Origin of the sequence: Mesorhizobium sp. LCM 4576, from assembly GCF_001854815.1 — a bacterium.
Lineage (GTDB): Bacteria > Pseudomonadota > Alphaproteobacteria > Rhizobiales > Rhizobiaceae > Mesorhizobium > Mesorhizobium plurifarium.
This window is the reverse complement of sequence record NZ_MDDT01000053.1, coordinates 24345-50796: the sequence shown is the minus strand read 5'-3', so window position 1 is coordinate 50796 and position 26452 is coordinate 24345. Positions and strand designations below refer to the sequence as shown.

Genomic DNA, 26452 nt, shown 5'->3' with positions numbered 1-26452 from the left:
ACACCGAACCCGACTTCGCTTCCCGTGCAAAGCCCTCCTTGTGGGAGAAGGTGGATCGGCGCGCTAGCGCCGAGACGGATGAGGGGTGCTCCAGCTTGGCGTAGCCGTCGCTCAAGCCTTCCCAGGCACAGTCCTGATCACCGTGCCCCAGGGATCCTCACGGCTCGTCTCGGCCTTCGCACTGTCTGAGCGCATCTCGACCCAGGCGAGGCCCGAGCGGGAGGGATCGCGGCGGCCGGCGCCGGCGCTTTGCCAGGCATTGGCGCCGATATGGTGATGGTAATGGCCGGACGACAGGAACACCGCCTGGGCGCCATATTTGGCGACGGTGTCGAAGCCGAACGCCTCATGCCACCAGGCTTCGGCATCTTCCGGCCGGCCGACGCGCAGATGCACATGGCCTACAATGGTGTTTTCCGGCGCGCCTTGCCAGCCGGCATCGCCCGCCGGCACGCTGCCCACCACCGCCGGCAGGTTCAGCCGCTCCGTCGCCATGGCTATTCTGTCACCATTCCATTTCCAGTCCTGCGGACGGCGGTCTGCATAGATTTCGATGCCGTTGCCCTCTGGGTCGGTCATATAGAGCGCCTCGCTGACCAGATGGTCGGAAGCGCCCTCGATGCCGATGCGGTTGGCGGCGGCATGGTTGATCCAGCGGCCGAGATCCGCCCGCGACGGCAGGAGAAAGGCGGTGTGGAAGAGCCCGGCGCTGCGCGGATCGTCCGGCTTGGCCGAAGAATCCTGTTCAAGCACCAGCAATGGTCGGTTGGCAGCGCCAAGCGTGATCGTGCCATCGGCGCGGCTTAGTTCCTGCAAGCCGACGACGGCGCGGTAATAGGCTGCCAGGCTTTCGGCGTCGCGCGCCTTCAACCCGACACGCGACACGCTGACCGGTGTGGTCGCGGCAAAAGGCAGTTCGCTCATCAAGCTCTCCGTTCGGGCGGCACCTATTCCCGAAATGGGATCTTGAGGYCGCCAGCTCTTGTTCCTTCTTCCCTCCAAATCGTTGATTGCGATCGTTCACACAAGGCAGCAAGAATCGAACAAGTTGTTCACACTTGCGATCACGCCGATATTGGCGACAGGGTTGCAGGCGAGAAGGCCGCTCGCTACATCGGCGCCATGAAAGTCAAAGACGCAGATATCCTGATCGTGCCGGGCTACACCAATTCCGGCCCCGAGCACTGGCAGACCCGCTGGCAGTCGAAACTGTCGACGGCGCGCCGGGTCGAACAGGYGGAATGGACGAAGCCCGTGCGCGAGGACTGGACGGCGAGCGTAGCGAACGCCGTCAACGAGGCCGAGCGTCCAGTGGTTCTGGTTGCGCACTCGCTTGGCGTGGCGGCGGCGGTGCAGGCCATCCCGCAATTCAAGAAGCCTGTCGCCGGCGCCTTTTTTGTCGCGCCGCCCGACGTCTCCAACCCGGAAATCAGGCCGAGGCATCTGATGACCTTCGGCCCATATTCGCGCGATCCCCTGCCCTTTCCGTCGATCGTGATTGCCAGCCGCAACGATCCGTTCTGCGCCTTCGAGGTCGCCGAAGACATCGCCGCCGCTTGGGGATCGCTGTTCATCGATGCCGGCGAGGCCGGGCATCTCAACCACGATGCTGGCTTCGGCCCATGGCCCGAGGGTTCGATGACCTTCGCCAAATTCCTGACGGAGTTGAAGGAGCCGTAAGGCCGGATTCAAGAACCGATTGAATCCCGCATGCTCTTCAGCAACGTCTTGGCGCCAAGCGAGATCAGCGTGTGGTCCGAGCCCATGGCGAGCAGCCGGAAGCCCATCGACACGACGCGACCGGCAATCGCCGGTTCGATGACATAGATCGCGGCATGCTTGCCGGCCTTGCGCGTCCGCTCGGCGATCGACGCGACCGTCTCCATCATGCTTTCCAGCGTCGAGCTGACGGTGGCGCCATTCGACCAGGCGATCGAGAAATCCGACGGGCCGACGAAGATGCCGTCGATGCCGTGCGTGTCGAGAATGCCATCGAGCGCCTCGAGGGCCGCCCGCGTCTCGACCATGGCGAAAGCCATGGTGCGCTGGTTCGTATCGCGCAGCCATTCGGCATGGTCGCCCTTGCCGTGACGCGGGAAGGCATAGGTCGGGCCCCAGGAACGCTCGCYCAGCGGCGGATATTTCATCGCGGCGGCGAACTGCCTCGCATCGGCCACGGAGTTCACCATCGGCGCGATCACCGCCTCGGCGCCGAAATCGAGCGCGCGGCTCGCCATGTCGAAGCGCCCGACCGGAATGCGCACCAGCGCCGGCTTGTTGGCGGCCAGAACCGGCACCAGCCCGCGCAGCACGCTGTCCTCGTGATGGCCGCCATGCTGCATGTCGAGGGTGACGGCATCGAAACCCTGTTTGGCGATGATCTCGACCGTCAGCGCATCCGGCACGCCCGACCATGCAGTGAAAAGCGTTTCGTCGGCGGCCAAGCGGGATTTGAGCGACATCGGAACTTTCCTTGTTAACAATCCGCAGTTTCGGCCGGAAACGGTGTGAAGGCAAAGAAAAACCGCCCGGTTTGGCCGGGCGGCCRATTGGTCCAGTCAGAGCAATTCCGGGAAAAGCGTGTAAAGTTTAGGTTCGACGACTTCGCCGTAACCTTCCGTCCGGAATTGCGTAAAAACAAAGAGATCGAGCATGAGACCGAAACGCGTGAAGCGGTTTTCGGACGACATCACGTCATCCAGCCTTAGCTGTTCTTGATCTGCTCGATCGCCTGCGCCATCAGCTCGTCCATGGTCCGGCGGATCTGATGGTCGGACTGGTTGACGCCGGCGGCATCGAAATCCTTGCGGATCTTGCGGAAAACATCGTGGTCGCCCGCCTCCTCGATATCGGAGACCACAACTTCCTTGGCATAGGCCTCGGCATCGGCGCCGGATTTGCCGAGTTTCTCGGCGGCCCACAGGCCAAGCGCCTTGTTGCGGCGCGCCGCGGCCTTGAAGCGAAGTTCCTCGTCGAAGGCGAATTTGCGCTCGAAGCCCTCTTCGCGGTCTTTCATGCTGCTCATGACGTCCCTCCGATCAATCCGATTCGCTTGGCAGTGAATATGTGTGATGGGCAAGCACAAACCAAAAGGCCGCGGGCCGGTCAATATGGTTCGTGGCATGCTGCGCTGCGGCATTTCGGTTCCGAAAGCGGTTGATTCGCGGGATTTGCCGATTGAGCAAACAAGGCGATTGCGATAACACCGGCATTGAACGCCGCCTTCGCCATACTAATTTAGGCAGACGGACAGGAACCGGTCACTTGCCGCCTGCCCGCAGATCCAGAGAAAAAATCAGATGAAAAATCGCCGCCGCATTTACGAAGGCAAGGCCAAGATCCTCTATGAGGGACCTGAGCCGGGAACGCTGATCCAGTTTTTCAAGGACGATGCCACCGCCTTCAACAAGAAGAAGCACGAAGTGGTCGATGGCAAGGGCGTGCTCAACAACCGCATTTCCGAGCACATCTTCAACCACTTGAACCGCATGGGCATCCCGACCCATTTCATCCGCCGGCTCAACATGCGCGAGCAGTTGATCAAGGAAGTCGAGATCATTCCGCTCGAGGTCGTCGTGCGCAATGTCGCGGCCGGATCGCTGTCAAAGCGCCTCGGCATCGAGGAAGGCACGGTGCTGCCGCGCTCGATCATCGAATTCTACTACAAGGCCGACGCGCTCGACGACCCGATGGTGTCGGAAGAACACATCACCGCCTTCGGCTGGGCCAGCCCGCAGGAAATCGACGACATCATGGCCCTGGCCATCCGCGTCAACGACTTCCTTTCCGGCCTGTTCCTCGGCGTCGGCATCCAGCTCGTCGACTTCAAGATCGAATGCGRCCGCCTGTTCGARGGCGACATGATGCRCATCGTCGTCGCCGACGAGATCTCGCCGGATTCCTGCCGGCTGTGGGACGTCGCCACCCAGGACAAGCTCGACAAGGACCGTTTCCGTCGCGACATGGGCGGCCTGGTCGAGGCGTATCAGGAGGTCGCCCGCCGTCTCGGCATCATCAACGAAAACGAGCCCCCGCGGCCGATGGGTCCGGTCCTCGTCGCCTCCTCCGAGCCGCCCAAGGGCCTGAAGCACTGATTACCAGGCCTGCCGGACAATAGCAGGCCTTTTTCCTAAACGAGCCTAACCTGGAGCATCGATGAAAGCCCGTATCACCGTCACCCTCAAGAACGGCGTCCTCGACCCGCAGGGCAAGGCGATCGAGCATGCGCTCTCCGGATTGGRCTTCGACGGCGTCGGCCAGGTGCGCCAGGGCAAGGTGTTCGACATCGAGCTCACCGGAACCGACAAGGCCAAGGCCGAAGCCGACCTGAAGGCCATGTGCGACAAGCTTCTGGCGAACACGGTGATTGAGAACTATAGTGTTGCTATAACCTGAGGTTGTAGCGGAGGCACAATGCCGGAAGCCACGAACGAATTGATGTTCGAGCTGTTGAAACGGATCCATCACGAAATCGGCGAWCTTCGCCAGGATGTGTCCGAAGCCAAACGTGAGTTGAACGTGATGCGAGGTCACATGGTGGCCACGCAGAGTGATATCCATAACATCTATGGTATTCTTGGCCGTCAGGATGAGCGACTCGAACGCATAGAGCGCCGTCTCGAATTGCGCGAACTTGCCGAAAACCAGAGGCCTTACGAACCGAAATGAAATCAGYCGTCGTCCTCCTGCCTGGGCTCAATCGCGACCGCGACATGATTGCGGCGCTGACCAAGATTTCCGGCCAGGCGCCGGCGACCGTCTGGCAGACCGACACCGAAATCCCCGATGTCRACCTGATCGCCATCCCCGGCGGCTTCTCCTTCGGCGATTATCTGCGTTGYGGCGCGATCGCGGCGCGTATGCCGGTGATGCGGGCGGTCGCCGAAAAGGCGGCCAAGGGCGTCACCGTCATCGGCGTCTGCAACGGTTTCCAGATCCTGGTCGAGGCCGGCCTGCTGCCCGGCGCCCTGATGCGCAACGCCTCGCTGAAATTTGTCTGCCGGCAGGTGAAGCTTGAGATCGCCAACGCCAACACCATGTTCACCCGCCGCTACCAGCCCGGACAGGTCATCCGCTCGCCGGTCGCGCATCATGACGGCAATTACTTCGCCGACGCCGAGACGCTTGCTCGGCTCGAGGGCGAAGGCCAAGTGGTGTTCCGCTATGCCGAAGGCACCAATCCCAACGGGTCGATCAACGACATTGCCGGCATCGTCAACGACAAGGGCAACGTGCTCGGCCTGATGCCGCACCCGGAGAACCTTATCGAAGCGGCGCATGGCGGCAATGACGGGCGGGCGCTGTTCGAGAGCGCACTCGGCCTCGCGGCTTGATTCTTTGACATCCTAATCCGGAACGCGGGGGCGGACTGACCATGAGACCGACGATTGCTCGCCTTGCTCTCCTGGCCGCCGCTGGGCTCGCCTTGGCTTCCTGCCAGTCCAGCCCCAAGACCAGGCCGGTTCCCTCAGGCAAAAGCGCCTCGCTGCTTGCGATGGAGCAGGTCACGATCGCCGCGCATAAATGCTGGATCGCCAGCAAGGACCCGGCCTTCAAGGCCTACCAGATGGCCAACGAGCTCAATTCCTACAGCGGCACGCCGCGCTTCCTGCTGGTGCCCGCCAAGCACTATGGCGGCAAGCCGCTGCTGGTCRTGCAGGCGCAAGGCAATTCCAGCCGCGTCGACGTCTTCGGGCCGCTGATGAATGAGCCGCTCGGCGCGCGCATCGGCTCTGACATCGCCCGCTGGCAGGCCGGCAATCCGTCCTGCGCGGCTTCCGCCTGAGGTTGTCATGAGCCGGTTCCTGCAGATCGCGGGACTGGTTGTCGGGCTGGTTGCGCTTGTCCTGCAATTCGCCATCAGCATGCCGGCGTCGATGGCTGCGGGGCGCAGCCTGCCCGGTTCGATCGTCTTCTATTTCAGCTTCTTCACCATCCTCACCAACATCGCTGCGGTGATGGTGCATGCCTCGCTGCTGTCCCCCGCTGGCTATGCCTGGTTTCCGGCCTTTGCCGGACAGAGAATGCGTGCCGGAGTGGCGGTCGCCATCACGCTGGTCTTCATCGTCTATGCGACGGTGCTGGCAGGCCTTTGGCAACCGCAGGGCCTGTTCCTGCTTTGCGACATCCTGCTCCACTACGTCACGCCATTCATCTTCGTGCTGTGGTGGCTCATAGCCGGTGCCGACRGCACGACGCGCTGGCGCGATATCTCCTGGTGGATGATCTATCCGCTCGCCTACCTCGCCTACGCGCTGATACGCGCCCCCTTCGCCGGCGAAGTGCCCTATCCGTTCCTTGACGTGGCCAAGAACGGCGCGGCCAGCGTCGCCGTTTCGGCCCTGGGCGTCACGGCCTTGTTCATCGGATTGAGCGTGCTTGCCGTGCTGATCGATCACGGCATCGGCCGGTTGCGAGCAAAACCCGCAACCGGGATGGCGTCGAGCCGAAGATAGGCATCACTCCCAGAATGCCCTGATGCCTTCGCGATGGGCATCGCAGYGCGAGATGCCGATATCCTTGAGTTGCTCGTCCGTCATCTCCAGGAGGGCAAGGCGGCCGCGCCGGCRCTCAAGCATGCGATCGACTTGTTTGGCGGCGGAACGGAGCACGAATACCAGCCGACCGACGAAGCCGCGACGGCTCCATGGATCGGTCTGCGCGCCAAATGCCGGACCGGCGTGGCGAATTGTCTTGATTGTATCCATTGTCATTCTGCCTTGTTTCGATTGTACCTTTTCAATCGCAGGCTCGATATGATTTGACTCATCGCGCGGTGCAATATAGAAAATTGTCACCATGACAAATTGGCTCCCTGACCTCTCCTCTGGCTCCGGTCCGCTGTATCAGCGTCTTGCTGACAGCATTGAGTCAGATATCGACAAGGGCGTCATCGACGCCGGTGCGAAACTGCCTCCGCAGCGCGACCTCGCCTATGACATCGGCACGACCGTCGGCACCATCGGCAGGGCCTATCAGCTGCTGCGCGAACGCGGTCTGGTGAGCGGCGAGGTCGGCCGCGGCACCTATGTGCTCGGCCAGCGCRCCGAAGCCCCGAAACCCGACCTCGAACTTGGCTTGCAAGGCACTCRCCCCATCGACGCGCCGAGCGGCAAGCTGCGCTTCGACAGCACCGCCGCGCCCGATGTCGGCCAGGGCGCGGTGATTGYCGACATCCTGGCGCGCACCGCGCAGGAGCACCCGCACGACATTTCGAGCTACACACGCGATTTTCCTGAACGCTGGTACGAGGCGGGCAGCCGCTGGCTTTCGCGCAATTCCTTCCGACCATCGCTCGATTCTATCGTGCCTACGCTGGGCACCCATGCCGCGGTCATGGCGGYGATCGCGGCGCTGACCATGCCCGGCGACTACGTGGTCTTCGAGCACCTCACCTATTCGCAGATCGCGCGCAGCGCCGGACTCATCGGCCGTCGCACGGCGCTGGTTTCGGCTGACGAGGATGGCATCGACCCGGATGATTTCGAGCGCGTCTGCGCGCAGAAACATCCGAAGGTGATGTTCCTGATGCCGACCGCGAAGAACCCGACGCTGGTGACGCTGTCGGCGGAGCGGCGGCAGGCGAWCGCGAAAATCGCGCGCGAATACAATGTCGCGCTGATCGAGGACGATCTTTACGGCGARCTCACCGACGACCCGACACCGCTGCTGGCCGAATACGCGCCGGAACGCACGATCGTCGCCGGCGGCCTGTCGAAATCGGTCGCGGCAGGCGTGCGCGGCGGCTGGCTCTCCTGCCCGCCGGCCTACCGCCATCGCATCCGCGTCGCCCACAAGATGATGACCGGTGGCCTGCCCTTCCTGCTGGCCGAGGTCGGCACAAGGCTGGTGATATCGGGCCAGGCGGGCGAGATCCGCAAGCGCTGCATTGCCGAAATCCAGGCGCGCCTCRCCATCGTGCGTGACGTGCTCAAGGGGTTCGACTTCAAGGCACGTGACAATGTGCCCTTTGTCTGGCTGACGTTACCGGACCCGTGGCTGTCCGGCACCTTCAAGAACGCCTGCCTGGCGCAAGGCGTACTCATCGACGACGAGGACGAGTTCAAGGCCGGCYGCTCCGGGCAGGTCTTTCACGGCGTGCGCTTTGGCGTGTCGCAACCGCGGCAAAGCAGGGATGTCGCCGGCGGTGTCGCCGTCATCCGCCGCCTGCTCGACGAAGGCCGCGCCGGCTACGACAGTTTTTCCTGATCGAGCCGGCGAGCCAGACCCTAAGCATAGCCGGAGTGRCAGTTTTCCGGCGTTTTCCCTATCTGGTGGGGGTGTATCGCGCGAAAGCTTGCGATAAGAGGAGACTCAAAGAACCTCCCCTTTCCCACGGACAAAAATCGCCGCTCATGACTATTTCCAATTCCGTGCCGATCACCCCCGAGCTCGTCGCCGCGCATGGGCTGAAGCCCGACGAATACCAGCGCATCCTCGATCTGGTCGGCCGCGAGCCAAGCTTCACCGAACTCGGCATCTTCTCGGCGATGTGGAACGAGCACTGCTCCTACAAGTCCTCCAAGAAATGGCTGCGCACGCTGCCGACCAGCGGCCCGCAGGTGATCCAGGGTCCAGGCGAGAATGCCGGCGTGGTCGACATCGGCGACGGCGACTGCGTGGTGTTCAAGATGGAGAGCCACAACCACCCGTCCTACATCGAACCCTACCAGGGCGCGGCGACCGGGGTTGGCGGGATTTTGCGCGACGTCTTCACCATGGGCGCCAGGCCGGTTGCGGCGATGAACGCGCTGCGCTTCGGCGCGCCGGACCATCCAAAGACCAGGCATCTGGTCGCCGGCGTGGTTTCGGGCGTCGGCGGCTATGGCAATTCCTTCGGCGTGCCGACCGTCGGCGGCGAGGTCAATTTCGACGCCCGCTACAACGGCAACATCCTGGTCAACGCCTTTGCGGCAGGCCTTGCCAAGACCAACGCCATCTTCCTGTCGCAGGCCAAGGGCGTCGGCCTGCCGGTCGTCTATCTCGGCGCCAAGACAGGGCGCGACGGCGTCGGCGGCGCCACGATGGCTTCGGCCGAATTCGACGACAAGATCGAGGAGAAGCGCCCGACCGTGCAGGTCGGCGATCCCTTCACCGAAAAATGCCTGCTGGAAGCCTGCCTAGAGCTGATGGCCTCCGGCGCCGTCATCGCCATCCAGGACATGGGTGCGGCCGGCCTCACCTGCTCGGCGGTCGAGATGGGCGCCAAGGGCGATCTCGGCATCGAGCTCGACCTCGACAAGGTACCGGTGCGCGAGGAGCGCATGAGCGCCTATGAGATGATGTTGTCGGAAAGCCAGGAGCGCATGCTGATGGTGCTGCGCCCCGAGAAGGAGGAGGAAGCCGAGGCGATCTTCCGCAAATGGGGGCTCGACTTCGCCATCGTCGGCAAGACCACCGACGACCTGCGCTTCCGCGTCATCCATCAGGGCGACGAGGTCGCCAATTTGCCGATCAAGGAGCTGGGCGACCAGGCGCCTGAGTATGACCGCCCCTGGGTCGAGGCGAAGAAGCCGGCGCCGCTTGCCGCGAACGATGCGCCCAAGGCCGATGTCGCCGACGCGTTGCTGAAAATGCTTGGCGGGCCGGATCTCTCCTCGCGCCGCTGGGTGTGGGAGCAGTACGACACGCTGATCCAGGGCAATTCGTTGYAGCTTCCTGGCGGCGATGCCGGCGTCGTGCGCGTCGAAGGCCATCCGACCAAGGCGCTCGCCTTCTCCTCCGACGTCACGCCGCGCTATTGCGAGGCCGATCCATACGAGGGCGGCAAGCAGGCCGTCGCCGAATGCTGGCGCAACCTGACTGCGACCGGCGCCCTGCCGCTCGCCGCCACCGACAACCTCAATTTCGGCAATCCCGAACGGCCCGAGATCATGGGCCAGTTCGTCGGCGCCATCAAAGGCATCGGCGATGCCTGCCGCGCGCTCGGCTTCCCGATCGTTTCCGGCAATGTCTCGCTCTACAATGAAACCAACGGCCGCGGCATCCTGCCGACGCCGACCATCGGCGGCGTCGGCCTCATCGCCGACTGGTCGAAGATGGCGCGTATCGGCTTTGCCGCCGAGGGCCAGATGATCGTGCTGGTCGGCGCGCCGCCGACATGGGGCAGCCATCTCGGCCAGTCCGTCTATATGCGCGACATCCACGGCCGCGCCGACGGTCCGCCGCCACCCGTCGACCTCGACCATGAGAAGCGCGTCGGCGACCATGTGCGCGCGCTGATCGCTTCCGGCATCGTCACCGCCGCCCATGACGTCTCCGATGGTGGCCTGGCCGTGGCGCTGGCGGAGATGGCGATGGCCTCCGGCATCGGCGCCACCATCCCGGGGCTTACCGGCACCGATCCGATCCCGGTCTGGTTCGGCGAGGACCAGGGCCGCTATCTGCTGACGCTGTCGATCGACCCGCAAAGCGGCGAATGGGACAGGATCCGCGAGCAGCAGGGCAAGCTCGGCATCTTCGCGCCCTGGATCGGCACCACCGGCGGGCGTGACTTGAAGCTTGGCGAGGCACGGTCGATCCCGGTCAGCGAATTGACCGCCGCCCATGAGGGCTGGTTCCCGCGCTTCATGGACCAGGCCAGTTGACGAGACTCACCGCGAAGGCGCTGATCGCAGTCGTCTTCTGGCCCTGCCTGTTCTTCTTCTGGTTTCTCGGACCGTTCGTGCTGTTCCTGCTTTCGACGACCTCGAGCGAGGTCTGTCCGCTGCTGGAGACTCGCGCGCAATTCCTTGCCGCGGCCAACGGCACGCTGCCGATGCTCGTCGTGCAGACCCTGATCTACGCGGTTCCGGTCGTCTGCCTCTTGCTGTGGAACAGACTTTCTCCGGACCCGGCGCGGGCAAGGCATGTCGCGATCTGCGTCAAGCTCTTCGCCGTCGCAGCGGCGATCGGGGCGGTTTGGGACTATGGCTCGTCCTTGATATGCGACGGCTACGGYCGGCCCTTCTTCTCACCCGCATGGCAGATAACAAGCTACCTTCCCATCGTCAGCCTGTTGATCAACATTCCGCTCTACGTGCTGGTCTTCAGCCTGGGCCGGGCCTATTCGACGCGCGATGACATCACCGAAGATGGCGTGGTTCATCCGAGCCAGGACAATTCCTAAGCATGTCTCCCGAAAGTGAGAACCGGTTTCGGGATAAGGACATGCGTAAAATCAAAACCTAAAGCGCATGGAGCGAATCTGAAAGATCGCGACGCGCTTTCGGCTTCATCACCCAACGGCACGGCTTCAATCCGGGCTGGAAAGGCTTTAGGCTCACTCCGAGTCACATACCCGGCCTGCCCCGCTTGAAACAGGATTTTGCCATGGCAATGGATGCCCACGACATCGAAAAACTGATCAAGGAAAGCATTCCGGACGCCAAGGTGACGATCCGCGACCTGGCCGGCGACGGCGACCACTACGCGGCCGAGGTCGTTGCGGAGAGTTTCCGGGGCAAGAGCCGTGTCCAGCAGCACCAGATGGTCTACGACGCGCTGAAGGGCAATATGGGCGGCGTGCTGCACGCGCTGGCGCTGCAGACCAGCGTCCCCGACTGACCGCTGCCGTCACCCAGAGCAATTCCAGGAAAAGTGTGTAACGGTTTTCCGTCAGGAATTGCATAAGACAAACAGATAGAGCGGTTCGGCGTTTCCTTGATACGGCGAACCGTTCTAGCCTTGGCACAAAATCGCGTTATCCCTTGCGCCATTCAAGTAGCGTCGCGGCTAACGTCTTGTTTCAGCCACCCTATGGGTTTATTTGAAGGACATGCTTCGAGCCTGACTCCCACAGGCGTGAAAGGATTGTCCATGACCGGCATCAGCGACTACATCGACAATGAAGTGAAGAGCAACGACGTCGTGCTCTTCATGAAGGGCACGCCCGGCTTCCCGCAATGCGGGTTCTCCGGCCAGGTGGTGCAGATCCTCGACTACATCGGGGCCGACTACAAAGGCGTCAACGTGCTCGACTCGGCCGAATTGCGGCAGGGCATTAAGGACTATTCCAACTGGCCGACCATCCCGCAGCTCTATGTGAAGGGTGAATTCGTCGGCGGTTGCGACATCGTGCGCGAGATGTTCCAGGCCGGCGAATTGCAGGACTTCCTCGTCGAAAAGGGCGTCAGCGTCAAAGGCGCCGCCTAATTGAATCGCACCGGCCAGCCGGCCGGTAGCGTTAATTTCCGGGGCAGCCCCCACCTCGGCATTGTGGTTCCCTGAGCTCGGGAACGAAACGAACTCATGCGCCGGCAGTCCGGCGCATGTTCGTTTGAAACGATCGGATTTTGCGGTGGACAAGCAGGCTGTGGCGCARCAATCGGCAACCAATTTGCCTATTCCGCGCTGGGAATTCATCGCGCTCTGCGCAGCGCTGATGGCGCTCAACTCCCTGGCCATCGACATCATGCTGCCGGCGCTGCAGCAGATCGGCRCCTCGCTTGGCGTCGAGAGCGAGAACCACCGCCAATATGTCATCACCGCCTATATGCTCGGCTTCGGCGGCGGACAGCTTTTGTTCGGGCCCATTTCGGATCGCTTCGGACGCCGCGCGCCACTGGTCTTCGGCCTGGTCGTCTATGTCGTGGCCGCGGCCGCCGCCGCCATAGCGCCCAGTTTCGCCCTGTTGCTGACCTGGYGTCTCATCCAGGGCATCGGCGCTGCAGCGACCCGGGTCATCGCCGTCTCGATCGTGCGTGACACCTTCGAGGGCCGGCGCATGGCCGAGGTGATGTCGCTGATCTTCATGGTGTTCATGGCCATCCCCGTCATCGCGCCCGGYATCGGCCAGTTCGTCATGCTGTTCGCCAGCTGGCACTGGATTTTCGTGACCATGGCTATCGGCGCGCTGATCGTTTCGACCTGGGCCCTGCTGCGCCTGCCGGAGACGCTGCATCCCGAATATCGCCGCGCGCTCTCGGTAGGGTCAGTGCTAGGCGGCTTCCGCATCGTGCTCACCAACCGGCTCACGCTTTGCTACGCCTTTRCCAGCACGTTCATCTTCGCCGCCATGTTCGGCTTCATCAGTTCGGCGCAGCAGATCTACATCGACATCTTTCACGTCGGCGAATTGTTCCCGCTGATCTTTGCCGGCGTCGCCGGCGTGCTCGCCTTCTCCAACTATCTCAATTCGCGGTTGGTCGGACAGATCGGCATGCGCCGCCTGTCGCAAGGCGCGCTGCTCATCTTCCTGTGCATCAGCCTTGCCTGGCTGGTGGTCTCGCTGGAGATGCAGATGCCGCTCTGGCTCTTCGTCACCTTTTTTGCCGGCGCGATGCTGCCGTTCGGCGGACTGGGCGCGAATTTCAACGCCTTGGCCATGGAGCCGCTCGGCGAACTCGCCGGCACGGCGGCATCCATCCTTGGTTTCATGCAGACTTTTCTCGGTGCCCTCATCGGCGCGGCGATCGGCCAGGCCTATAACGGCACCGTCACCCCTCTGGCCGCGGGCTTCTGCAGCGTCTCGGTCGCAGCTTTGCTGATGATCCTGATCGCCGAGCGGGGCAGGATGTTCCAGCCCCACAATCCCCCCGTTTCGGGGCACGTCACCGATCTTCACTAATTGCCGTCTGGCGGCCAGCGCCAGCCGGTGCGCAGGTATTCCTATTCAGCCCAAAGCTCGCGGCGCAACTCGTCCCAGCTTTGCTTGTCCGGCGCCACCAGCAGGCCGCCGTCGACATGCGACGGCAAGTAGGCGCTGCCGTCGATGCGCGCGACATGGCCGCCGGCTTCCTGATGGATCAGCGCACCGGCAAGATGATCCCAGGGCATCAGCTTGTTGTAGAGCACGAAATGGGCGTGACCGCTCGCAAGCAACCGGTACTCATGCGCCGCGCAGCGATACGAAAATTGCGACAGCGTCTTGGTCTGGTTGCGGGCGAGCCGCGAACGCTCGGGCTCTTGGAGAAACTGCCAGGAAACGGCGCCGGTCATCTGCGACATCGGCACCGGTGCCGCAACGCGTACCTTCTCCAGCGCGCCATGCGCGTGGCGGATATGGCTGCCGGCGCCCTTGGCGCCGATCAGCCAGTCCTTGCCGACCGGATCGTGGATGATGCCGGCGACGGTCTCGCCGTTGACGACGACGCCGGCCATGACGCCGAACAGCGGCACGCCGGACGCGAAGTTGAAGGTGCCGTCGACCGGATCGATGACGAAGGCAAGCGCGGCATCGCCGAGGCCCGACAGCAGCGCCGGATTGTCGGAGCAGGCCTCCTCCCCGACCACCATGGCGTCGGGATAGCGTTCGCGCAGCCGGGCGGTGATCAGCCTTTCGGCATTGACGTCCGCCTCTGTGACGAGGTCGGCGGCGGACGTCTTCTGGCGCACGTCGCCCTCGCCCAGCCGTCGGAAGCGCGGCATGATTTCGGCCTTTGCCGCGTCGGCGAGAAGCTCGGCCAGCCAGTCGATCGCTTTATCGTCAAATCGCATTGGAAATGTCTTGTCCTGTGTTCGTGCTAGAGCATGATGCCGAAAAGTATGAAGCGGTTTTCGGACGACATCATGCTCTACTTCCTTGATTTAGAGCCGGATTTAGATTTCAGGTCGAACAGAGCTGGAACCATGCGGCTCTAGCCCCGCGAAGTCGAACAGCTTCCTGTCCAACAGATGCGAGGGCCTTACATTGGTCATGGCACGGATCATCGTGTCCTTGCGCCCCGGCATGCGCTTCTCGATGTCGTCGAGCATCGCCTTCATGGCGTTGCGCTGCAGTCCTTCCTGGCTGCCGCAGAGGTCGCATGGGATGATCGGGAATTTCATCGCGTTGGCGAATTTCTCGAGGTCGGCCTCAGCACTATAGGCAAGCGGCCGCAGCACCATGACATCGCCCTCGTCATTGAGGAGCTTGGGCGGCATGGCGGCGAGACGCCCGCCATGGAACAGGTTCATGAAGAAGGTTTCGAGTATGTCCTCGCGGTGATGGCCAAGCACCAGCGCCGAACACCCCTCTTCCCGCGCGATGCGGTAAAGGTGGCCGCGCCGCAGCCGCGAGCAGAGCGAGCAATAGGTGCTGCCTTCCGGCAACTTGTCGGTTACCACCGAATAGGTGTCCTGGTATTCGATGCGGTGCGCGATGCCGTTGGCGTTGAGATAATCGGGCAGGATGTGCTTCGGGAAATTCGGCTGGCCCTGGTCGAGGTTGCAGGCGAGCAGCTCGACCGGCAGCAGGCCGCGCCATTTGAGGTCGAGCAGAAGCGCGAGCAACCCGTAGGAATCCTTGCCGCCGGAAAGCGCCACCAGCCAACGTTCGCCGGGTTTGACCATGGCGAAATCCTCGATCGCTTGACGGGTGAGCCTCAACAGCCGCTTGCGCAGCTTGTTGAATTCGACCGAGGTCGGCACGTCGCGGAACAGCGGATGAAAGCCGCCTTCGGCATCGTCGTCGATAGGCTCGAGGGATTTGAGGTCTGGCAACATATTCATGGCGCCGGCTCCGCGTTGTCAGCGCTCGGCTTTAGAGCATTTTGCAGCCGAGTGGAATCACATGGCGTCGCATAAATGCGGCCAAAGTGAATAGCCCTGACCGTCAAAGAAAAGGCCGCCTCGAGAGGCGGCCTTTGGATGCTGCGGCTGATCCAGTTCGATCAGCGCGAGTAGAATTCGACGACCAGGTTCGGTTCCATCTGCACGGCGAACGGAACGTCCGACAGGCCCGGAACGCGCGCGAAGGTCGCGGTCATCTTGTTGTGGTCGGCTTCGATGTAGTCCGGCACGTCACGCTCGGCGAGAGCGACCGATTCCAGAACGATGACGAGCTGCTTCGACTTCTCGCGCACCTCGATGACGTCRCCCGGCTTGCAGCGGTACGAACCGATGTTGGTGYGCTTGCCGTTGACGTTGACATGGCCGTGGTTGACGAACTGGCGGGCGGCGAAGATCGTCGGCACGAACTTGGCGCGATAGACGATCGCGTCGAGGCGCGACTCCAGCAGGCCGATCAGGTTCTCGGAGGTGTCGCCCTTGCGGCGGTTGGCCTCTTCATAGACCTTGCGGAACTGCTTTTCCGAAACGTCGCCATAGTGACCCTTCAGCTTCTGCTTGGCGCGCAGCTGCAGGCCGAAGTCGGAAAGCTTGCCCTTGCGGCGCTGGCCGTGCTGGCCGGGGCCGTATTCACGCTTGTTGACCGGGGACTTCGGGCGGCCCCAGATGTTTTCGCCGAGACGGCGGTCGATCTTGTATTTCGCGGATTCGCGCTTGCTCATCGCATTCCCTTTCAAAACAATATAYCCGGAACCCCATGGCTCCGGGCGAAGGAAACGCGCCCTCCTCTGGCCTCCGTTTTCGAGACCTGACAGGGTTTCCCACACAAAGCGACGGAAAACCCACGGGACACGTCAAAAGAAACCACCGGGCGTCGCCACCCGGTGTTGCTGGGCCTGTTAAACACAGATTTAACCGCTGTCAAGCTTGTGGCTGGCGGCACCGACGCCAACCCGATATCATCCCTGCGTTGCATGCGGTGCTGGGTGTGGCGGAAAGTTGCACGCCGGCGGCATCCGGGCGGATGCGGCGTTAGGACGCAAACGCCCTGCATTTGATGAAGGGACTGGAACAGAGGAGTCCGAATTCCCATGAAGAAGTTCTTCCTTACCCTGACCGGAGCCGCCGTGTTGGCCGGGTCAATGGCGGTCATGACGCCTGAGCCGGCCATGGCCAGGCATTGGCATGGCCACAAGCAGGTGTGCCGCGTCGTGGTGAAGAAAAAAGTGGTCTGGCGGCACGGCCATCGCCAAGTCGTGCGCTACAAGACCCGGCACTGCTGGTGGCGGCGCTAGCTGACGCTTGGGCTAAATCAAGACGAAGCCCGCGGACAGCACCGCGGGCTTTTTCGTCCCGATGTCTCGCTTCATGACTTCTTGCTGGGCAGGCCYTTGCGTTTGGTCTCGGCGAATTCTTCGAGCTGCTTCTCGCTCATGGAATCGTACATCTCGCGCGATGCGCCCTTGAGCTCGCTTTTCTTGATCTCGCCGCGCTTGGCGGAAAGTGCCGCGCCGGCGGCCTTTTGCTGGGCTTGCGATGTAGCGGGCATGGCGGTCTCTCCTTTGCTGCGGGAAAAACGCGGAGGCTCTGCGGCAGTTYCAACGTCATCGACTCGGCCCCTCGGTGTCGGTAAGTCAGTCGGCCGTCCCGGGCGATTTTCCTTCGCAGCCTTCCCGCGTCCGGAACGCCAGTGTAGGACGGCGGCATGAAATCGCTGACCGATCCCTCACAGGCCCTCTCCGCCGGCCTGATAAAAATCCGCACTGAATTCCACGTGCCGGATGGATTTCCGCCGGAGGTAGCGGCCGCGGCGGAAGCGGCCGCAAAGCGTGCGCCAGACCAGCATGCCGATCGCACCGCGACGCCTTTCGTCACACTCGATCCGGCGAGCTCGACCGATCTCGACCAGGCCTTCTCGATCGAGGCCAGCGGCGGCGATCTTCTCTTGCATTACGCGATCGCCGACRTTGCCTGGTTCGTCGAGGACGGCGACGCGATTGATCTCGAAGCCTGGAATCGAGGTGAAACACTTTATCTGCCGGACGGCAAGGCCGGGCTCTATCCGCCGATACTCGCCGAGGCTGCGGCGAGCCTGTTGCCCGATGGGCCGCGTCCGGCGGTCGTCTTCACGGCCCGGGTCGCCGGCGACGGCGCGGTCAAGCTGGATGGCGCTGAGCGGGCCATCATTCAGAGCCGCGCCAAGCTTGCCTATGACAGCGTGCAGGCTTCCGACGTTCCGGCCGGCTTCGCGGAACTGGCGCGGCGCATGGCGGCTAACGAAGAGCGGCGCGGCGCTTCGCGCGTCGACCCACCCGAGCAGGAGGTGGAAAGGCTYGCCGACGGTACATTCCAGCTTTCATTCAGGCCGCTCCTGCAATCCGAGCAGGACAATGCCGCGCTTTCGCTGGCCGCAAATATGGCGATCGCCGACGCCATGCTGGCGCACAAGACCGGATTGTTCCGGGTGATGTCGGGGCCGGATGCTTCCAAGGTGCAGAGGCTGCGCAACGCGGCACAGGCGCTGGGCCTGTCCTGGGCGGCCTCCACCAGCCTGCGCGACTATCAGCGCACACTCGATCCGGCCGATCCGCGACAGGCGGCGCTGATGCTGGAAATCCGCCGCGCGGGCAACGGCGCGTCCTACCAGCCCTATCAGGAAGGTGTCGTCCCCTGGCATGAGGCGATGGCCGCGACCTATGCGCATGCCACCGCGCCGCTCAGGCGGCTGGCCGACCGCTACGTCGTGCGCTGCGCGCTGGCAATCGCCAACGGCCAGCCCGTGCCGCAGGCCGTCACCGACGCTTTCGCTAGATTGCCGAAGGTGATGGGGCGCGCGGACGCCCGCGCTTCGCAGATCAACCACGCCGCCATCGACCTAGCCGAGGCGGTGATGCTCAGGGGACATCAGGGGGAGACGTTCAAGGCCGTCGTCACCGATTTCGTCGACCATGGCGTGCGCGCGCAGACTGCCGACATGCCTGTCGTCGCCAATGTAAAGGCCTCCGGGCTCAGGCAGGGCGATAGTGTCATGCTAAAGCTGGTCTCGGCCGACCCGGATCAGCGCAGCATCGTCTTCGAGCCCGCCGCGCCGGTTTGAGCGCTAAGGTGTGGTCAGTCCAAAACCCTGGATCAGCCGCCTCGTGGCGAAATCCACCTTGCCCGAGGTGAACACGGCAAGATCGGGCTCGCYCTCGCCCAGTGTCTCCCCGACCGGTCCGAGGAGCGACATGGCGCGCCGCGCGATCGCCTCGGCCGGATCGATCCAGTCGACCGGCCAGGGCGCGGTCTTGCGCATGCGGTTGACGAGAAACGGATAATGCGTGCAGGCGAGCACGACGATATCGGTGCGGTTGCCCTCGCGCTCGATGAAACAGGGGGCGATTTCGGCGCGCACGGCTTCCTCGTCGACGAACCCCTGGCGCATATAGATCTCGGCCAGCCCCGCCAACCGGTCGCTGCCGACCAGGCGCACATGGCATTTCTGCGCCCATTTGCTGATCAGGTCGCGCGTGTATTGGCGCTTCACGGTGCCCGGCGTCGCCAGCACCGACACCAGGCCCGAGCGGGTGCGTTCGGCGGCGGGCTTGATCGCCGGCACCGTGCCAACGAAAGGGTGGCCGGGGAATGTCTCGCGCAGCGCATCGATCACCAGGGTCGAGGCGGTGTTGCAGGCAATGACCGAAATCGCCGGCTGAAGCCGATCGAGCAATTTGCCGAACAGCGTGAGGATATGATCCTTGAGCGCCGGCTCCTCCCAGGCGCCATAGGGAAAAGCCGCGTCGTCGGCGACATAGACGAAGCGGCGATCGGGCATCAGCACGCGCGCCTCGCGCAGCACGGTCAGCCCGCCAACGCCGGAATCGAACATCAGGATCGGGCGTTGGCTTGATCGATCGCTCATTGTCATCAGGTCACCAGAGCAATTCCAGGAAAAGTGTGAAGCGGTTTTCTGTCCGGAATTGCGTCAAACAAAGAGATAGCGGCAGGCCCGTGATTGGACCGTCGGCGCTTCTATCGCGAATGATCGTGGTCTTGAAGAGGCGAATGCGAGCAGCTTTTGCGCAGTCGCTAAGCTCATAACCCTCGCTTGCCGAAGCCGGCGGGGCGCGGCCTGCCGAAAGGCTGCGGCGCGGACGGAATGCGCGCGGATGAGACCGCGACGCGTGGAGCGGCCGGCGCAACGGTACGTCCGGCGCGCGACGGTGCCGGCAGCGGACCGTCGAAGTCGAAAACATCCGTCAGTTCGTCGATGTTGCTGCCAGCGACGGGTTTCGCCCAAAGAATCGTGCACCAGAGGCCGAATATCGAAAGCCCAAGCAGGTTCAGTCCGCCCGGGATGCTCTCGGGATCCTCGAATTTGACGACCAGCAGCACACCTGCCTRCAAAAGGGCGTAAACGGCGGAAAGGGCTATGTAGGCCCACAGGATCCAACGGCGCCCATTGGCGTCGCGGGTACGGCGCGAGGCAAGGTTGCCGCGCAGGGCGACGAAGATGAGCGAGGCGATGAGGACGGCGCCCACCATRCCCTGCCGCGCCGGACCAGGCCCTGAATTGATCAGCCCTTCGAAGCCGATCGTGCTGATAATGCAGACAACGATTACCACGGTTTCGGCGACGGCGAGACCGAGAGAGTAAAGGAAAAAGCGCAGTCGACCAATATTGGACGTAAACATGTGCCACCCCCACTATTACAGCAAGGATGAGGCATAACCGAATAAAAATCGGTTACTTCAAATGCTCACAGCTTATCGATTTTAACTTTCCTGGTCTTTGGCACGACTTCGCGCGGCGGCGGGCAAGCGTCTCGGGTCGTCCCCGGGCGAGCCATCGCCCCGCGGCATGGCCGGCGAGAACCTGTCCAGCGATGAGATGATGCCGCGCAGCACCTTGAGCTCGGGCTCGGCAAAACCCGCGCGCGTCAGCACGGCGCGCAGATTGTCGACCATCTTCGGCTTCTTTTCCTCGGGACGGAAATAACCGCGCGCTTCCAGCGCGTTCTCCAGATAGGCGAACAGGCTGTGCAGTTGCTCCTTGGTCGCCGGCGTCAGCTCCGGCCCGGAGAAATTGGTCTGGGTCTCGTCGGCGAGGCCGGACTTCATCCATTCATAGGACATCAACAGCACTGCCTGGGCGATGTTAAGCGAGGAAAAACCGGGATCGACCGGAAAAGTGACGATCTCGTCGGCGAGGGCGACCTCGTCATTGTAGAGGCCGAAGCGCTCGCGCCCGAACAGGATGCCGGTGCGCTGGCCCGCTTCGACACGTGCCCTGAGCGCCCTGCCCGCCTCCACAGGCCCTCGCACCGGCTTGAAGCCATCGCGCTCGCGCGCCGTCGTGGCGAAGACGAAGTTGAGATCGGCGACCGCCGAGGCCAGATCATCGAACACCTTCGTTGCGTCGATGACGTGGTCGGCGCGGCTGGCGGCCGCGCGCGCCTTCTCGCTCGGCCAGCCGTCGCGCGGATTGACAAGGCGCAGTTCGGACAGGCCGAAATTCGCCATCGCCCGCGCGACCATGCCGATGTTCTCGCCGAGCTGCGGTTCGACCAGGATGATCGCCGGTCCGGCGGAAGCGGTTTTGGTTGTGTCTTCGATGGCTGGCATGGCTATGGGTAACCGGGGTTTGCGGCGTTTCGGCGTCCCCTGCCACATCCGCACCGGAAAATGAAGCATTCACAACAGYGGCACCCCTCCGCCCCGGCACGGATCGCGGTTTGCACGGCGAAAAAGCCTTTGATATACGCACCGCATCCCCGGCCGAAACCATGCGGGCAAGGCCGTTCAGATCCCCCAGCAACGAGGCATTCTTTCCATGGCGAAGATCAAGGTGGCGAACCCGGTCGTCGAACTCGACGGCGACGAGATGACCCGCATCATCTGGCAGTTCATCAAGGACAAGCTGATCCACCCCTATCTCGACCTGAAGCTTGAATACTACGACCTCGGCATCGAGCACCGCGACGCCACCAACGACCAGGTGACGATCGACTCGGCCAACGCCATCAAGAAATGGGGCGTCGGCGTGAAATGCGCGACCATCACCCCCGACGAGGCACGCGTCGAGGAATTCAAGCTGAAGAAGATGTGGAAGTCGCCCAACGGCACCATCCGCAACATCCTCGGCGGCACCATCTTCCGCGAGCCGATCATCATGAAGAACGTGCCGCGCCTGGTGCCGGGCTGGACCAAGCCGATCGTCGTCGGCCGTCACGCCTTCGGCGACCAGTACCGCGCCACCGACTTCCGCTTCCCCGGCAAGGGCAAGCTGACGATCAAGTTCGTCGGCGAGGACGGCCAGGTGATCGAGCACGATGTCTATGACGCGCYGGGCTCCGGCGTCGCCATGGCCATGTACAATCTCGACGAATCGATCCGCGAATTCGCCCGCGCCTCGCTGAACTATGGCCTGCTGCGCAACTTCCCGGTCTATCTGTCGACCAAGAACACCATCCTCAAGGCCTATGACGGCCGCTTCAAGGATATCTTCCAGGAGGTCTACGAGAAGGAATTCGAGGCCGAATTCAAGGCGCGGAAACTCTGGTACGAGCACCGCCTGATCGACGACATGGTCGCTTCGAGCCTGAAGTGGTCGGGCGGTTACGTGTGGGCCTGCAAGAACTATGACGGCGACGTGCAGTCGGATACCGTGGCGCAAGGCTTCGGCTCGCTYGGCCTGATGACCTCCGTGCTGATGACGCCGGACGGCAAGACGGTGGAAGCGGAAGCCGCGCATGGCACCGTGACCCGCCACTATCGCCAGCACCAGAAGGGCGAGGAAACCTCGACCAATTCGATCGCCTCGATCTTCGCCTGGACACGCGGCCTCGCCCATCGCGCCAAGCTCGACGACAATGCCGAATTGAAGCGCTTCGCCGAGACGCTGGAGAAGGTCTGCATCCAGACCGTCGAGTCGGGCTTTATGACCAAGGACCTGTCGCTGCTGATCGGCCCCGACCAGCCCTGGCTCTCCACCACCGGCTTCCTCGACAAGATCGACGAGAATTTGCAGAAGGCGATGGGGTGAGGAGCGGTGCGCGAAGCGCATGAAAAGCCCCGAAATGGGCTTTTCAAGTGACGAACGCCCGGAGCCATAGCGGAGGGCCGGGCCGTGTGACAAAGTCCCTCAATGTCGAAGGCTCCGAAAGGAGCCTTCGTTTTTTGTACTTCGACGAGCGGAAGGGAGAGCTGATCGATGGCCAAGCCAACTCTCTACGGCGCGGACTACAGCGTCTATGTGCGCATCGCGCGGATGACGCTGGAGGAGAAGGGCGTCGGCTACGAGCTCGTCCCGCTCGATATCTTCGCCGCCGAGGGCATTCCGGCCTGGTATCTGGAGCTGCACCCGTTCGGCCGCATCCCTGCCCTCGAGCATGACGGTTTTCGTCTGTTCGAGACCGGCGCCATCACTCGCTATGTTGATGAAGCCTTCGACGGTCCGGCCCTGCAGCCGGCCGACGCGCGCGCCCGCGCCCGGATGAGCCAGATCGCCGGCATGCTCGACGCCTATGGTTATCGCGCCATGGTCTGGGACGTGGCGGTCGAGCGGCTGGAGAAGATGCCGCCGGACGAGGCGCTGATCGCCGGCGGGCTCCGCCGGGCTGAGACGGCGTTCAAGGTTTTGACATTGCTCAAGGCAAAGGGACCTTGGCTGCTTGGCGACCAACTCACGCTGGCCGACCTGCACGCGGCGCCGATCGTGGCCTACTTTCTCAAGGTCGCGGAAGGGCGCGATCTGCTGGCGCGGTTCGTGCAGATCCGGGATTGGTATGCGCGCATCGCTGATCGTGCGAGCTTTGCGCGGACGGAAAAGGTCGCTTGGGCCGAGTGAACTTCCTCACCGTCGGCGCCGCCCCTCATTGCCCTGCCGGGCATTTCTCCCCGTAAAACGGGGAGAAAGAAGCAGTTGCAACGCCGACGATTTGCGAAAGCCGCGATGACAGCTCCTTCTCCCCGTTCAACGGGGAGAAGATGGCGGCAGCCAGATGAGGGGCAGCGCCAGCCTCGCAGAATCGGGAACCGGCCTGCGCTAAGCGACCTACGCCGCTTCCAGCGCCGCCCTTACCGCCGCGATCGCGTCGTTGGCCTTGGAGGCGTCGGGGCCGCCGGCCTGCGCCATGTCGGGCCGGCCGCCGCCGCCCTGCCCGCCAAGCGCGGCGGACGCCACGCGGACGAGATCGACGGCGCTGAAGCGGCCGGTCAGATCGTCGGTGACGCCGACGACCACGCTTGCCTTGTTGTCCTYGCCGGCGCCGACAAAGACGACTACCCCGGAGCCGAGCGTCTTCTTGCCGGCGTCCGCCAGCGGCTTCAGGTCCTTCGGCGCCACGCCGCTGACCGCCTTGCCGAGGAAGCCGACGCCTGCGACCGTCTCGTTGGCGGCCGGGGCATCGGCAACCGCCGAGCCGCCACCCAACGCCAGCTTCTTGCGCGTTTCGCTCAATTCCTTCTCGAGCTTCTTGCGCTCCTCGAGCAGCGTCTCGACGCGCGCCGGCACGTCGGCCGGCGAGATCTTCAAGGTTGCCGCCGCGGCCTTCAATCGCCTGTCCTGCTCGTCGAGATGCTTGCGCGCCGCCTCGCCGGTCAGCGCCTCAATGCGGCGCACGCCTGCCGCCACCGCGCTGTCCGATAGGATGCGCACCAGGCCGATGTCGCCGGTCGACCTGACATGCGTGCCGCCGCAGAGCTCGACCGAATAGGGCCGGTTGGCCTTGGCGCCATGCAGGCCCGTACCCATCGACACGACGCGCACCTCGTCGCCGTATTTCTCGCCGAACAGCGCCATCGCGCCCTCGGCGATCGCATCATCGACCGACATCAGCCGCGTCGTCACCGGGCTGTTTTGCACCACGATCTCGTTCGCCATGCGCTCGACCTCTTCGAGTTCGTCCGGCGAAATCGGCTTGTTGTGCGAAATGTCGAAGCGCAGGCGGTCGGGCGCGACCAGCGAGCCCTTCTGCGCCACATGGGTGCCCAGCACCTCGCGCAGCGCCTCGTGGATGAGATGCGTCGCGGAATGGTTGGCGCGCAGCTTCGAGCGGCGGGCATGATCGACCTTGAGCTCGACGGCGRCACCCGTCTTCACCGTTCCTTCAGTCACCTTGCCCAGATGCACGAACAGACCGTCGGCCTTCTTCTGAGTGTCGGAAACGTCGATCGAAAAACCCTCGCCCGAGATCACGCCGGTATCGCCCATCTGACCACCGGATTCGCCGTAGAACGGCGTCTGGTTGACGACGACGGCGACCGCATCGCCCTGCGAGGCGCTATCGATCGCCTGGCCATCCTTGACCAGCGCCTGGACGATGCCCTCCGCAGCTTCCGTCTCGTAGCCGAGGAATTCGGTCGCGCCGGTCTTCTCGCGCACTGAGAACCACACCGTCTCGGTCGCGGCTTCGCCCGAGCCCGCCCAGTGCGCGCGTGCCTCGGCCTTCTGCCGTTCCATCGCGTCGGTGAAGCCGGCGATGTCGACCGAGATGCTGCGCTGGCGCAGCGCGTCCTGCGTCAGGTCGAGCGGGAAACCGTAAGTGTCGTAGAGCTTGAAGGCCGTCTCGCCGTCGAGCATGTCGCCGGCCTTGAGCGTCTCGGTCGCGTCCGAAAGCAGGCCGAGGCCGCGCACCAGCGTCTTGCGGAAGCGCGTTTCCTCGAGCTTCAGCGTCTCGGTGATCAGCGCCTCGCCGCGCACCAGCTCGGGATAGGCCTGACCCATCTCGCGCACCAGCGCCGGCACGAGCTGCCACATCAAAGGCTCCTTGGCGCCGAGCAGCTGCGCGTGGCGCATGGCGCGGCGCATGATGYGACGCAGCACGTAGCCGCGCCCCTCGTTGGAGGGCAGCACGCCGTCGGCCACGAGGAACGAAGACGARCGCAGATGATCGGCAATGACACGATACGACGCCACGTTCTCCTGGTYCGGACCCTGGCCGAGCGCGGAGGACGCCGCGTCGATCAGATGCTTGAACAGGTCGGTCTCGAAGACGCTTTCGACGCCCTGCAGGATGGAGGCCATGCGCTCCAGGCCCATGCCGGTGTCGATCGAGGGGCGCGGCAGGTCGATGCGCTCTTCCTTCGTCACCTGCTCATACTGCATGAACACCAGGTTCCAGAATTCCAGGAACCGGTCGCCGTCCTCTTCCGGGCTGCCGGGCGGGCCGCCCCAGATATGCTCGCCGCGGTCGATGAAGATTTCCGWGCACGGACCGCACGGGCCGGTGTCGCCCATCGCCCAGAAATTGTCGGAGGTCGGAATACGGATGATGCGGTCGTCCGAGAAGCCGGCGATCTTCTTCCAGTAAGCTGCCGCCTCATCGTCGGTGTGATAGACGGTGACGAGCAGCTTGTCCTTCTTGAGGCCGAAACCCTTGGTGATCAGGTTCCAGGCAAGCTCGATCGCGCGCTCCTTGAAATAGTCGCCGAACGAGAAATTGCCGAGCATCTCGAAGAAGGTGAGATGGCGCGCGGTGTAGCCGACATTATCGAGGTCGTTGTGCTTGCCGCCGGCGCGCACGCTCTTCTGCGCGGTCGCGGCGCGCGAATAGGGACGTTTCTCCAGGCCGGTGAAGACGTTCTTGAACTGCACCATGCCGGCGTTGGTGAACATCAGCGTCGGATCGTTGCGCGGCACCAGCGGGCTGGAGGCGACGATCTCGTGACCCTCCTTGCGGAAGTAGTCGAGGAATGTCGACCGGATGTCGTTCACGCCACTCATTGATACTGCCTTTTTCGCAAGAACCGCCGGCCCGGCCGGCGGCAAATGGGCTTTGGTGTTTCAGAAGATAGATGGGCCTTTTAGCGATAGCTCTTGAGCCTGTCCAGAAACACGGAAACAGGCACGTCGCCCACAGGTGCGCAAGCGGTTTTGGGAAAACGGCATGCATAAACAAGGACCAAAGCGCATCGCCTGAATTTATGCAGCGCAAGCGCTTTGGGCCAATCAGCCGGCGAGCGGCGGCCCAGCACCACCCGCAGAACGCAAAACCGCCGGCGCGAG

Annotated in this window: 30 protein-coding genes; 17 read left to right on the top strand and 13 right to left on the bottom strand. The window is 63.3% G+C overall.

Annotation, left to right across the window (positions count from 1 at the left end; genetic code table 11):
- Positions 1-111: 111 nt before the first annotated feature.
- Entirely contained in the window at positions 112-924 is an 813-nt protein-coding gene (locus LCM4576_RS25580; protein ID WP_071035291.1) for a VOC family protein, read from the bottom strand.
- A 198-nt stretch (positions 925-1122) separates the two neighbouring features.
- Between LCM4576_RS25580 and LCM4576_RS25575 the strand changes: the two genes are divergently transcribed.
- Positions 1123-1680: an alpha/beta hydrolase gene (locus tag LCM4576_RS25575; protein ID WP_071035290.1), complete on the top strand. Its 558-nt coding sequence runs from the start codon at positions 1123-1125 to the stop codon at positions 1678-1680.
- Positions 1681-1688: 8 nt separating this feature from the next.
- Here LCM4576_RS25575 and LCM4576_RS25570 read toward each other — a convergent pair whose 3' ends face one another.
- The 3 genes from LCM4576_RS25570 to LCM4576_RS25565 all read right to left on the bottom strand — a co-directional run bounded on the left by LCM4576_RS25570 (position 1689) and on the right by LCM4576_RS25565 (position 3025).
- A complete protein-coding gene (locus LCM4576_RS25570; RefSeq protein ID WP_071035289.1) occupies positions 1689-2462 on the bottom strand; it encodes an HpcH/HpaI aldolase/citrate lyase family protein in 774 nt (257 codons plus the stop codon).
- A gap of 96 nt (positions 2463-2558) precedes the next feature.
- Positions 2559-2690, bottom strand: a complete 132-nt coding sequence (locus LCM4576_RS37575; RefSeq protein WP_274534985.1) for a hypothetical protein — start codon at positions 2688-2690, stop codon at positions 2559-2561.
- Between the two features lie 14 nt (positions 2691-2704).
- Positions 2705-3025 carry a DUF1476 domain-containing protein gene (locus LCM4576_RS25565; RefSeq protein ID WP_041000781.1) on the bottom strand — a complete coding sequence of 107 codons (321 nt, stop codon included), beginning with the start codon at positions 3023-3025 and terminating at the stop codon, positions 2705-2707.
- A gap of 274 nt (positions 3026-3299) precedes the next feature.
- Between LCM4576_RS25565 and purC the strand changes: the two genes are divergently transcribed.
- The 6 genes from purC (at position 3300) to LCM4576_RS25535 (ending at position 6455) form a co-directional block, all read left to right on the top strand.
- Positions 3300-4094 carry a phosphoribosylaminoimidazolesuccinocarboxamide synthase gene (purC, locus tag LCM4576_RS25560; protein WP_071035288.1) on the top strand — a complete coding sequence of 265 codons (795 nt, stop codon included), beginning with the start codon at positions 3300-3302 and terminating at the stop codon, positions 4092-4094.
- A gap of 61 nt (positions 4095-4155) precedes the next feature.
- Positions 4156-4395 carry a phosphoribosylformylglycinamidine synthase subunit PurS gene (gene purS, locus LCM4576_RS25555; RefSeq protein WP_071035287.1) on the top strand — a complete coding sequence of 80 codons (240 nt, stop codon included), beginning with the start codon at positions 4156-4158 and terminating at the stop codon, positions 4393-4395.
- An 18-nt stretch (positions 4396-4413) separates the two neighbouring features.
- The gene (locus tag LCM4576_RS25550) at positions 4414-4668 is read left to right on the top strand and encodes a hypothetical protein (RefSeq protein WP_071035286.1); all 255 of its coding nucleotides are present in this window, start codon (positions 4414-4416) and stop codon (positions 4666-4668) included.
- Positions 4665-5333: a phosphoribosylformylglycinamidine synthase subunit PurQ gene (gene purQ / locus LCM4576_RS25545; RefSeq protein ID WP_071035285.1), complete on the top strand. Its 669-nt coding sequence runs from the start codon at positions 4665-4667 to the stop codon at positions 5331-5333. Before LCM4576_RS25550 ends, purQ begins: the two co-directional genes overlap by 4 nt.
- Before the next feature lie 41 nt (positions 5334-5374).
- Positions 5375-5785: a hypothetical protein gene (locus LCM4576_RS25540; RefSeq protein WP_071035284.1), complete on the top strand. Its 411-nt coding sequence runs from the start codon at positions 5375-5377 to the stop codon at positions 5783-5785.
- Between the two features lie 7 nt (positions 5786-5792).
- Positions 5793-6455: a Pr6Pr family membrane protein gene (locus LCM4576_RS25535; RefSeq protein WP_071035283.1), complete on the top strand. Its 663-nt coding sequence runs from the start codon at positions 5793-5795 to the stop codon at positions 6453-6455.
- 3 nt (positions 6456-6458) lie between these two features.
- Here the strand turns inward: LCM4576_RS25535 and LCM4576_RS25530 are convergent, their stop codons facing one another.
- Positions 6459-6800: a DUF1127 domain-containing protein gene (locus LCM4576_RS25530; RefSeq protein ID WP_407067404.1), complete on the bottom strand. Its 342-nt coding sequence runs from the start codon at positions 6798-6800 to the stop codon at positions 6459-6461.
- Here LCM4576_RS25530 and LCM4576_RS25525 point away from each other — a divergent pair.
- The 6 genes from LCM4576_RS25525 (at position 6799) to LCM4576_RS25500 (ending at position 13546) form a co-directional block, all read left to right on the top strand.
- Positions 6799-8208, top strand: a complete 1410-nt coding sequence (locus LCM4576_RS25525) for a PLP-dependent aminotransferase family protein (protein WP_071035281.1) — start codon at positions 6799-6801, stop codon at positions 8206-8208. The genes LCM4576_RS25530 and LCM4576_RS25525 overlap by 2 nt on opposite strands.
- 146 nt (positions 8209-8354) lie before the next feature.
- The gene (purL, locus tag LCM4576_RS25520; protein ID WP_071035280.1) at positions 8355-10586 is read left to right on the top strand and encodes a phosphoribosylformylglycinamidine synthase subunit PurL; all 2232 of its coding nucleotides are present in this window, start codon (positions 8355-8357) and stop codon (positions 10584-10586) included.
- Positions 10583-11107 (top strand): hypothetical protein, encoded by a 525-nt coding sequence (locus LCM4576_RS25515; protein ID WP_071035279.1) that lies wholly within the window; start codon positions 10583-10585, stop codon positions 11105-11107. Before purL ends, LCM4576_RS25515 begins: the two co-directional genes overlap by 4 nt.
- A 203-nt stretch (positions 11108-11310) precedes the next feature.
- Positions 11311-11544, top strand: coding sequence for a BolA/IbaG family iron-sulfur metabolism protein (locus tag LCM4576_RS25510; protein WP_040981261.1), 234 nt, complete (start codon positions 11311-11313; stop codon positions 11542-11544).
- 252 nt (positions 11545-11796) lie between these two features.
- Positions 11797-12132 carry a Grx4 family monothiol glutaredoxin gene (grxD, locus tag LCM4576_RS25505; protein WP_040981263.1) on the top strand — a complete coding sequence of 112 codons (336 nt, stop codon included), beginning with the start codon at positions 11797-11799 and terminating at the stop codon, positions 12130-12132.
- A 145-nt stretch (positions 12133-12277) separates the two neighbouring features.
- Complete coding sequence (locus tag LCM4576_RS25500; RefSeq protein WP_083361522.1) at positions 12278-13546, top strand: multidrug effflux MFS transporter; 1269 nt, start codon at positions 12278-12280, stop codon at positions 13544-13546.
- A gap of 41 nt (positions 13547-13587) precedes the next feature.
- On the opposite strand, the gene LCM4576_RS25495 is transcribed toward LCM4576_RS25500, so the two are convergent.
- The 3 genes from LCM4576_RS25495 to rpsD form a co-directional block, all read right to left on the bottom strand.
- A complete protein-coding gene (locus LCM4576_RS25495) occupies positions 13588-14415 on the bottom strand; it encodes an inositol monophosphatase family protein (RefSeq protein WP_071035278.1) in 828 nt (275 codons plus the stop codon).
- A 102-nt stretch (positions 14416-14517) separates the two neighbouring features.
- Positions 14518-15408, bottom strand: coding sequence for a tRNA 2-thiocytidine(32) synthetase TtcA (gene ttcA, locus LCM4576_RS25490; protein ID WP_071035277.1), 891 nt, complete (start codon positions 15406-15408; stop codon positions 14518-14520).
- Positions 15409-15569: 161 nt separating this feature from the next.
- Positions 15570-16187, bottom strand: coding sequence for a 30S ribosomal protein S4 (rpsD, locus tag LCM4576_RS25485; protein ID WP_071035276.1), 618 nt, complete (start codon positions 16185-16187; stop codon positions 15570-15572).
- 369 nt (positions 16188-16556) lie between these two features.
- On the opposite strand from rpsD, the gene LCM4576_RS25480 reads away from it, so the two are divergent.
- Positions 16557-16760, top strand: a complete 204-nt coding sequence (locus LCM4576_RS25480) for a hypothetical protein (protein WP_040981271.1) — start codon at positions 16557-16559, stop codon at positions 16758-16760.
- A 71-nt stretch (positions 16761-16831) separates the two neighbouring features.
- On the opposite strand, the gene LCM4576_RS25475 is transcribed toward LCM4576_RS25480, so the two are convergent.
- Positions 16832-17014: a DUF3008 family protein gene (locus tag LCM4576_RS25475; RefSeq protein WP_040981273.1), complete on the bottom strand. Its 183-nt coding sequence runs from the start codon at positions 17012-17014 to the stop codon at positions 16832-16834.
- 156 nt (positions 17015-17170) lie between these two features.
- Here LCM4576_RS25475 and LCM4576_RS25470 point away from each other — a divergent pair, with 156 nt between their 5' ends.
- Positions 17171-18562: an RNB domain-containing ribonuclease gene (locus tag LCM4576_RS25470; protein WP_071035275.1), complete on the top strand. Its 1392-nt coding sequence runs from the start codon at positions 17171-17173 to the stop codon at positions 18560-18562.
- Between the two features lie 3 nt (positions 18563-18565).
- Here LCM4576_RS25470 and murI read toward each other — a convergent pair whose 3' ends face one another.
- From murI to LCM4576_RS25455, 3 genes are all read right to left on the bottom strand, one after another.
- Positions 18566-19366 (bottom strand): glutamate racemase, encoded by an 801-nt coding sequence (gene murI / locus LCM4576_RS25465; RefSeq protein ID WP_071035274.1) that lies wholly within the window; start codon positions 19364-19366, stop codon positions 18566-18568.
- A gap of 173 nt (positions 19367-19539) precedes the next feature.
- Positions 19540-20139, bottom strand: a complete 600-nt coding sequence (locus tag LCM4576_RS36605) for a hypothetical protein (protein WP_157901237.1) — start codon at positions 20137-20139, stop codon at positions 19540-19542.
- An 81-nt stretch (positions 20140-20220) separates the two neighbouring features.
- Positions 20221-21069, bottom strand: coding sequence for an RNA methyltransferase (locus LCM4576_RS25455; RefSeq protein WP_071035272.1), 849 nt, complete (start codon positions 21067-21069; stop codon positions 20221-20223).
- A 208-nt stretch (positions 21070-21277) separates the two neighbouring features.
- Here LCM4576_RS25455 and LCM4576_RS25450 point away from each other — a divergent pair, with 208 nt between their 5' ends.
- Positions 21278-22489, top strand: a complete 1212-nt coding sequence (locus tag LCM4576_RS25450) for an NADP-dependent isocitrate dehydrogenase (protein ID WP_071035271.1) — start codon at positions 21278-21280, stop codon at positions 22487-22489.
- A 168-nt stretch (positions 22490-22657) separates the two neighbouring features.
- A complete protein-coding gene (locus LCM4576_RS25445) occupies positions 22658-23293 on the top strand; it encodes a glutathione S-transferase family protein (protein ID WP_071035270.1) in 636 nt (211 codons plus the stop codon).
- Positions 23294-23500: 207 nt separating this feature from the next.
- On the opposite strand, the gene alaS is transcribed toward LCM4576_RS25445, so the two are convergent.
- The gene (gene alaS / locus LCM4576_RS25440; RefSeq protein ID WP_071035269.1) at positions 23501-26170 is read right to left on the bottom strand and encodes an alanine--tRNA ligase; all 2670 of its coding nucleotides are present in this window, start codon (positions 26168-26170) and stop codon (positions 23501-23503) included.
- Between the last annotated feature and the right edge of the window lie 282 nt (positions 26171-26452).

What these genes read in the sequence shown, in the direction of transcription:
- grxD (WP_040981263.1), top strand. Translation starts at nt 11,797, where the DNA reads ATGACCGGCATCAGCGACTACATCGACAATGAAGTGAAGAGCAACGAC.
- LCM4576_RS25495 (WP_071035278.1), bottom strand. Translation starts at nt 14,415, where the DNA reads ATGCGATTTGACGATAAAGCGATCGACTGGCTGGCCGAGCTTCTCGCC.
- LCM4576_RS25455 (WP_071035272.1), bottom strand. Translation starts at nt 21,069, where the DNA reads ATGCCAGCCATCGAAGACACAACCAAAACCGCTTCCGCCGGACCGGCG.
- LCM4576_RS25580 (WP_071035291.1), bottom strand. Translation starts at nt 924, where the DNA reads ATGAGCGAACTGCCTTTTGCCGCGACCACACCGGTCAGCGTGTCGCGT.
- LCM4576_RS25480 (WP_040981271.1), top strand. Translation starts at nt 16,557, where the DNA reads ATGAAGAAGTTCTTCCTTACCCTGACCGGAGCCGCCGTGTTGGCCGGG.
- LCM4576_RS25510 (WP_040981261.1), top strand. Translation starts at nt 11,311, where the DNA reads ATGGCAATGGATGCCCACGACATCGAAAAACTGATCAAGGAAAGCATT.
- LCM4576_RS37575 (WP_274534985.1), bottom strand. Translation starts at nt 2,690, where the DNA reads ATGTCGTCCGAAAACCGCTTCACGCGTTTCGGTCTCATGCTCGATCTC.
- ttcA (WP_071035277.1), bottom strand. Translation starts at nt 15,408, where the DNA reads ATGAATATGTTGCCAGACCTCAAATCCCTCGAGCCTATCGACGACGAT.
- LCM4576_RS25565 (WP_041000781.1), bottom strand. Translation starts at nt 3,025, where the DNA reads ATGAGCAGCATGAAAGACCGCGAAGAGGGCTTCGAGCGCAAATTCGCC.
- LCM4576_RS25445 (WP_071035270.1), top strand. Translation starts at nt 22,658, where the DNA reads ATGGCCAAGCCAACTCTCTACGGCGCGGACTACAGCGTCTATGTGCGC.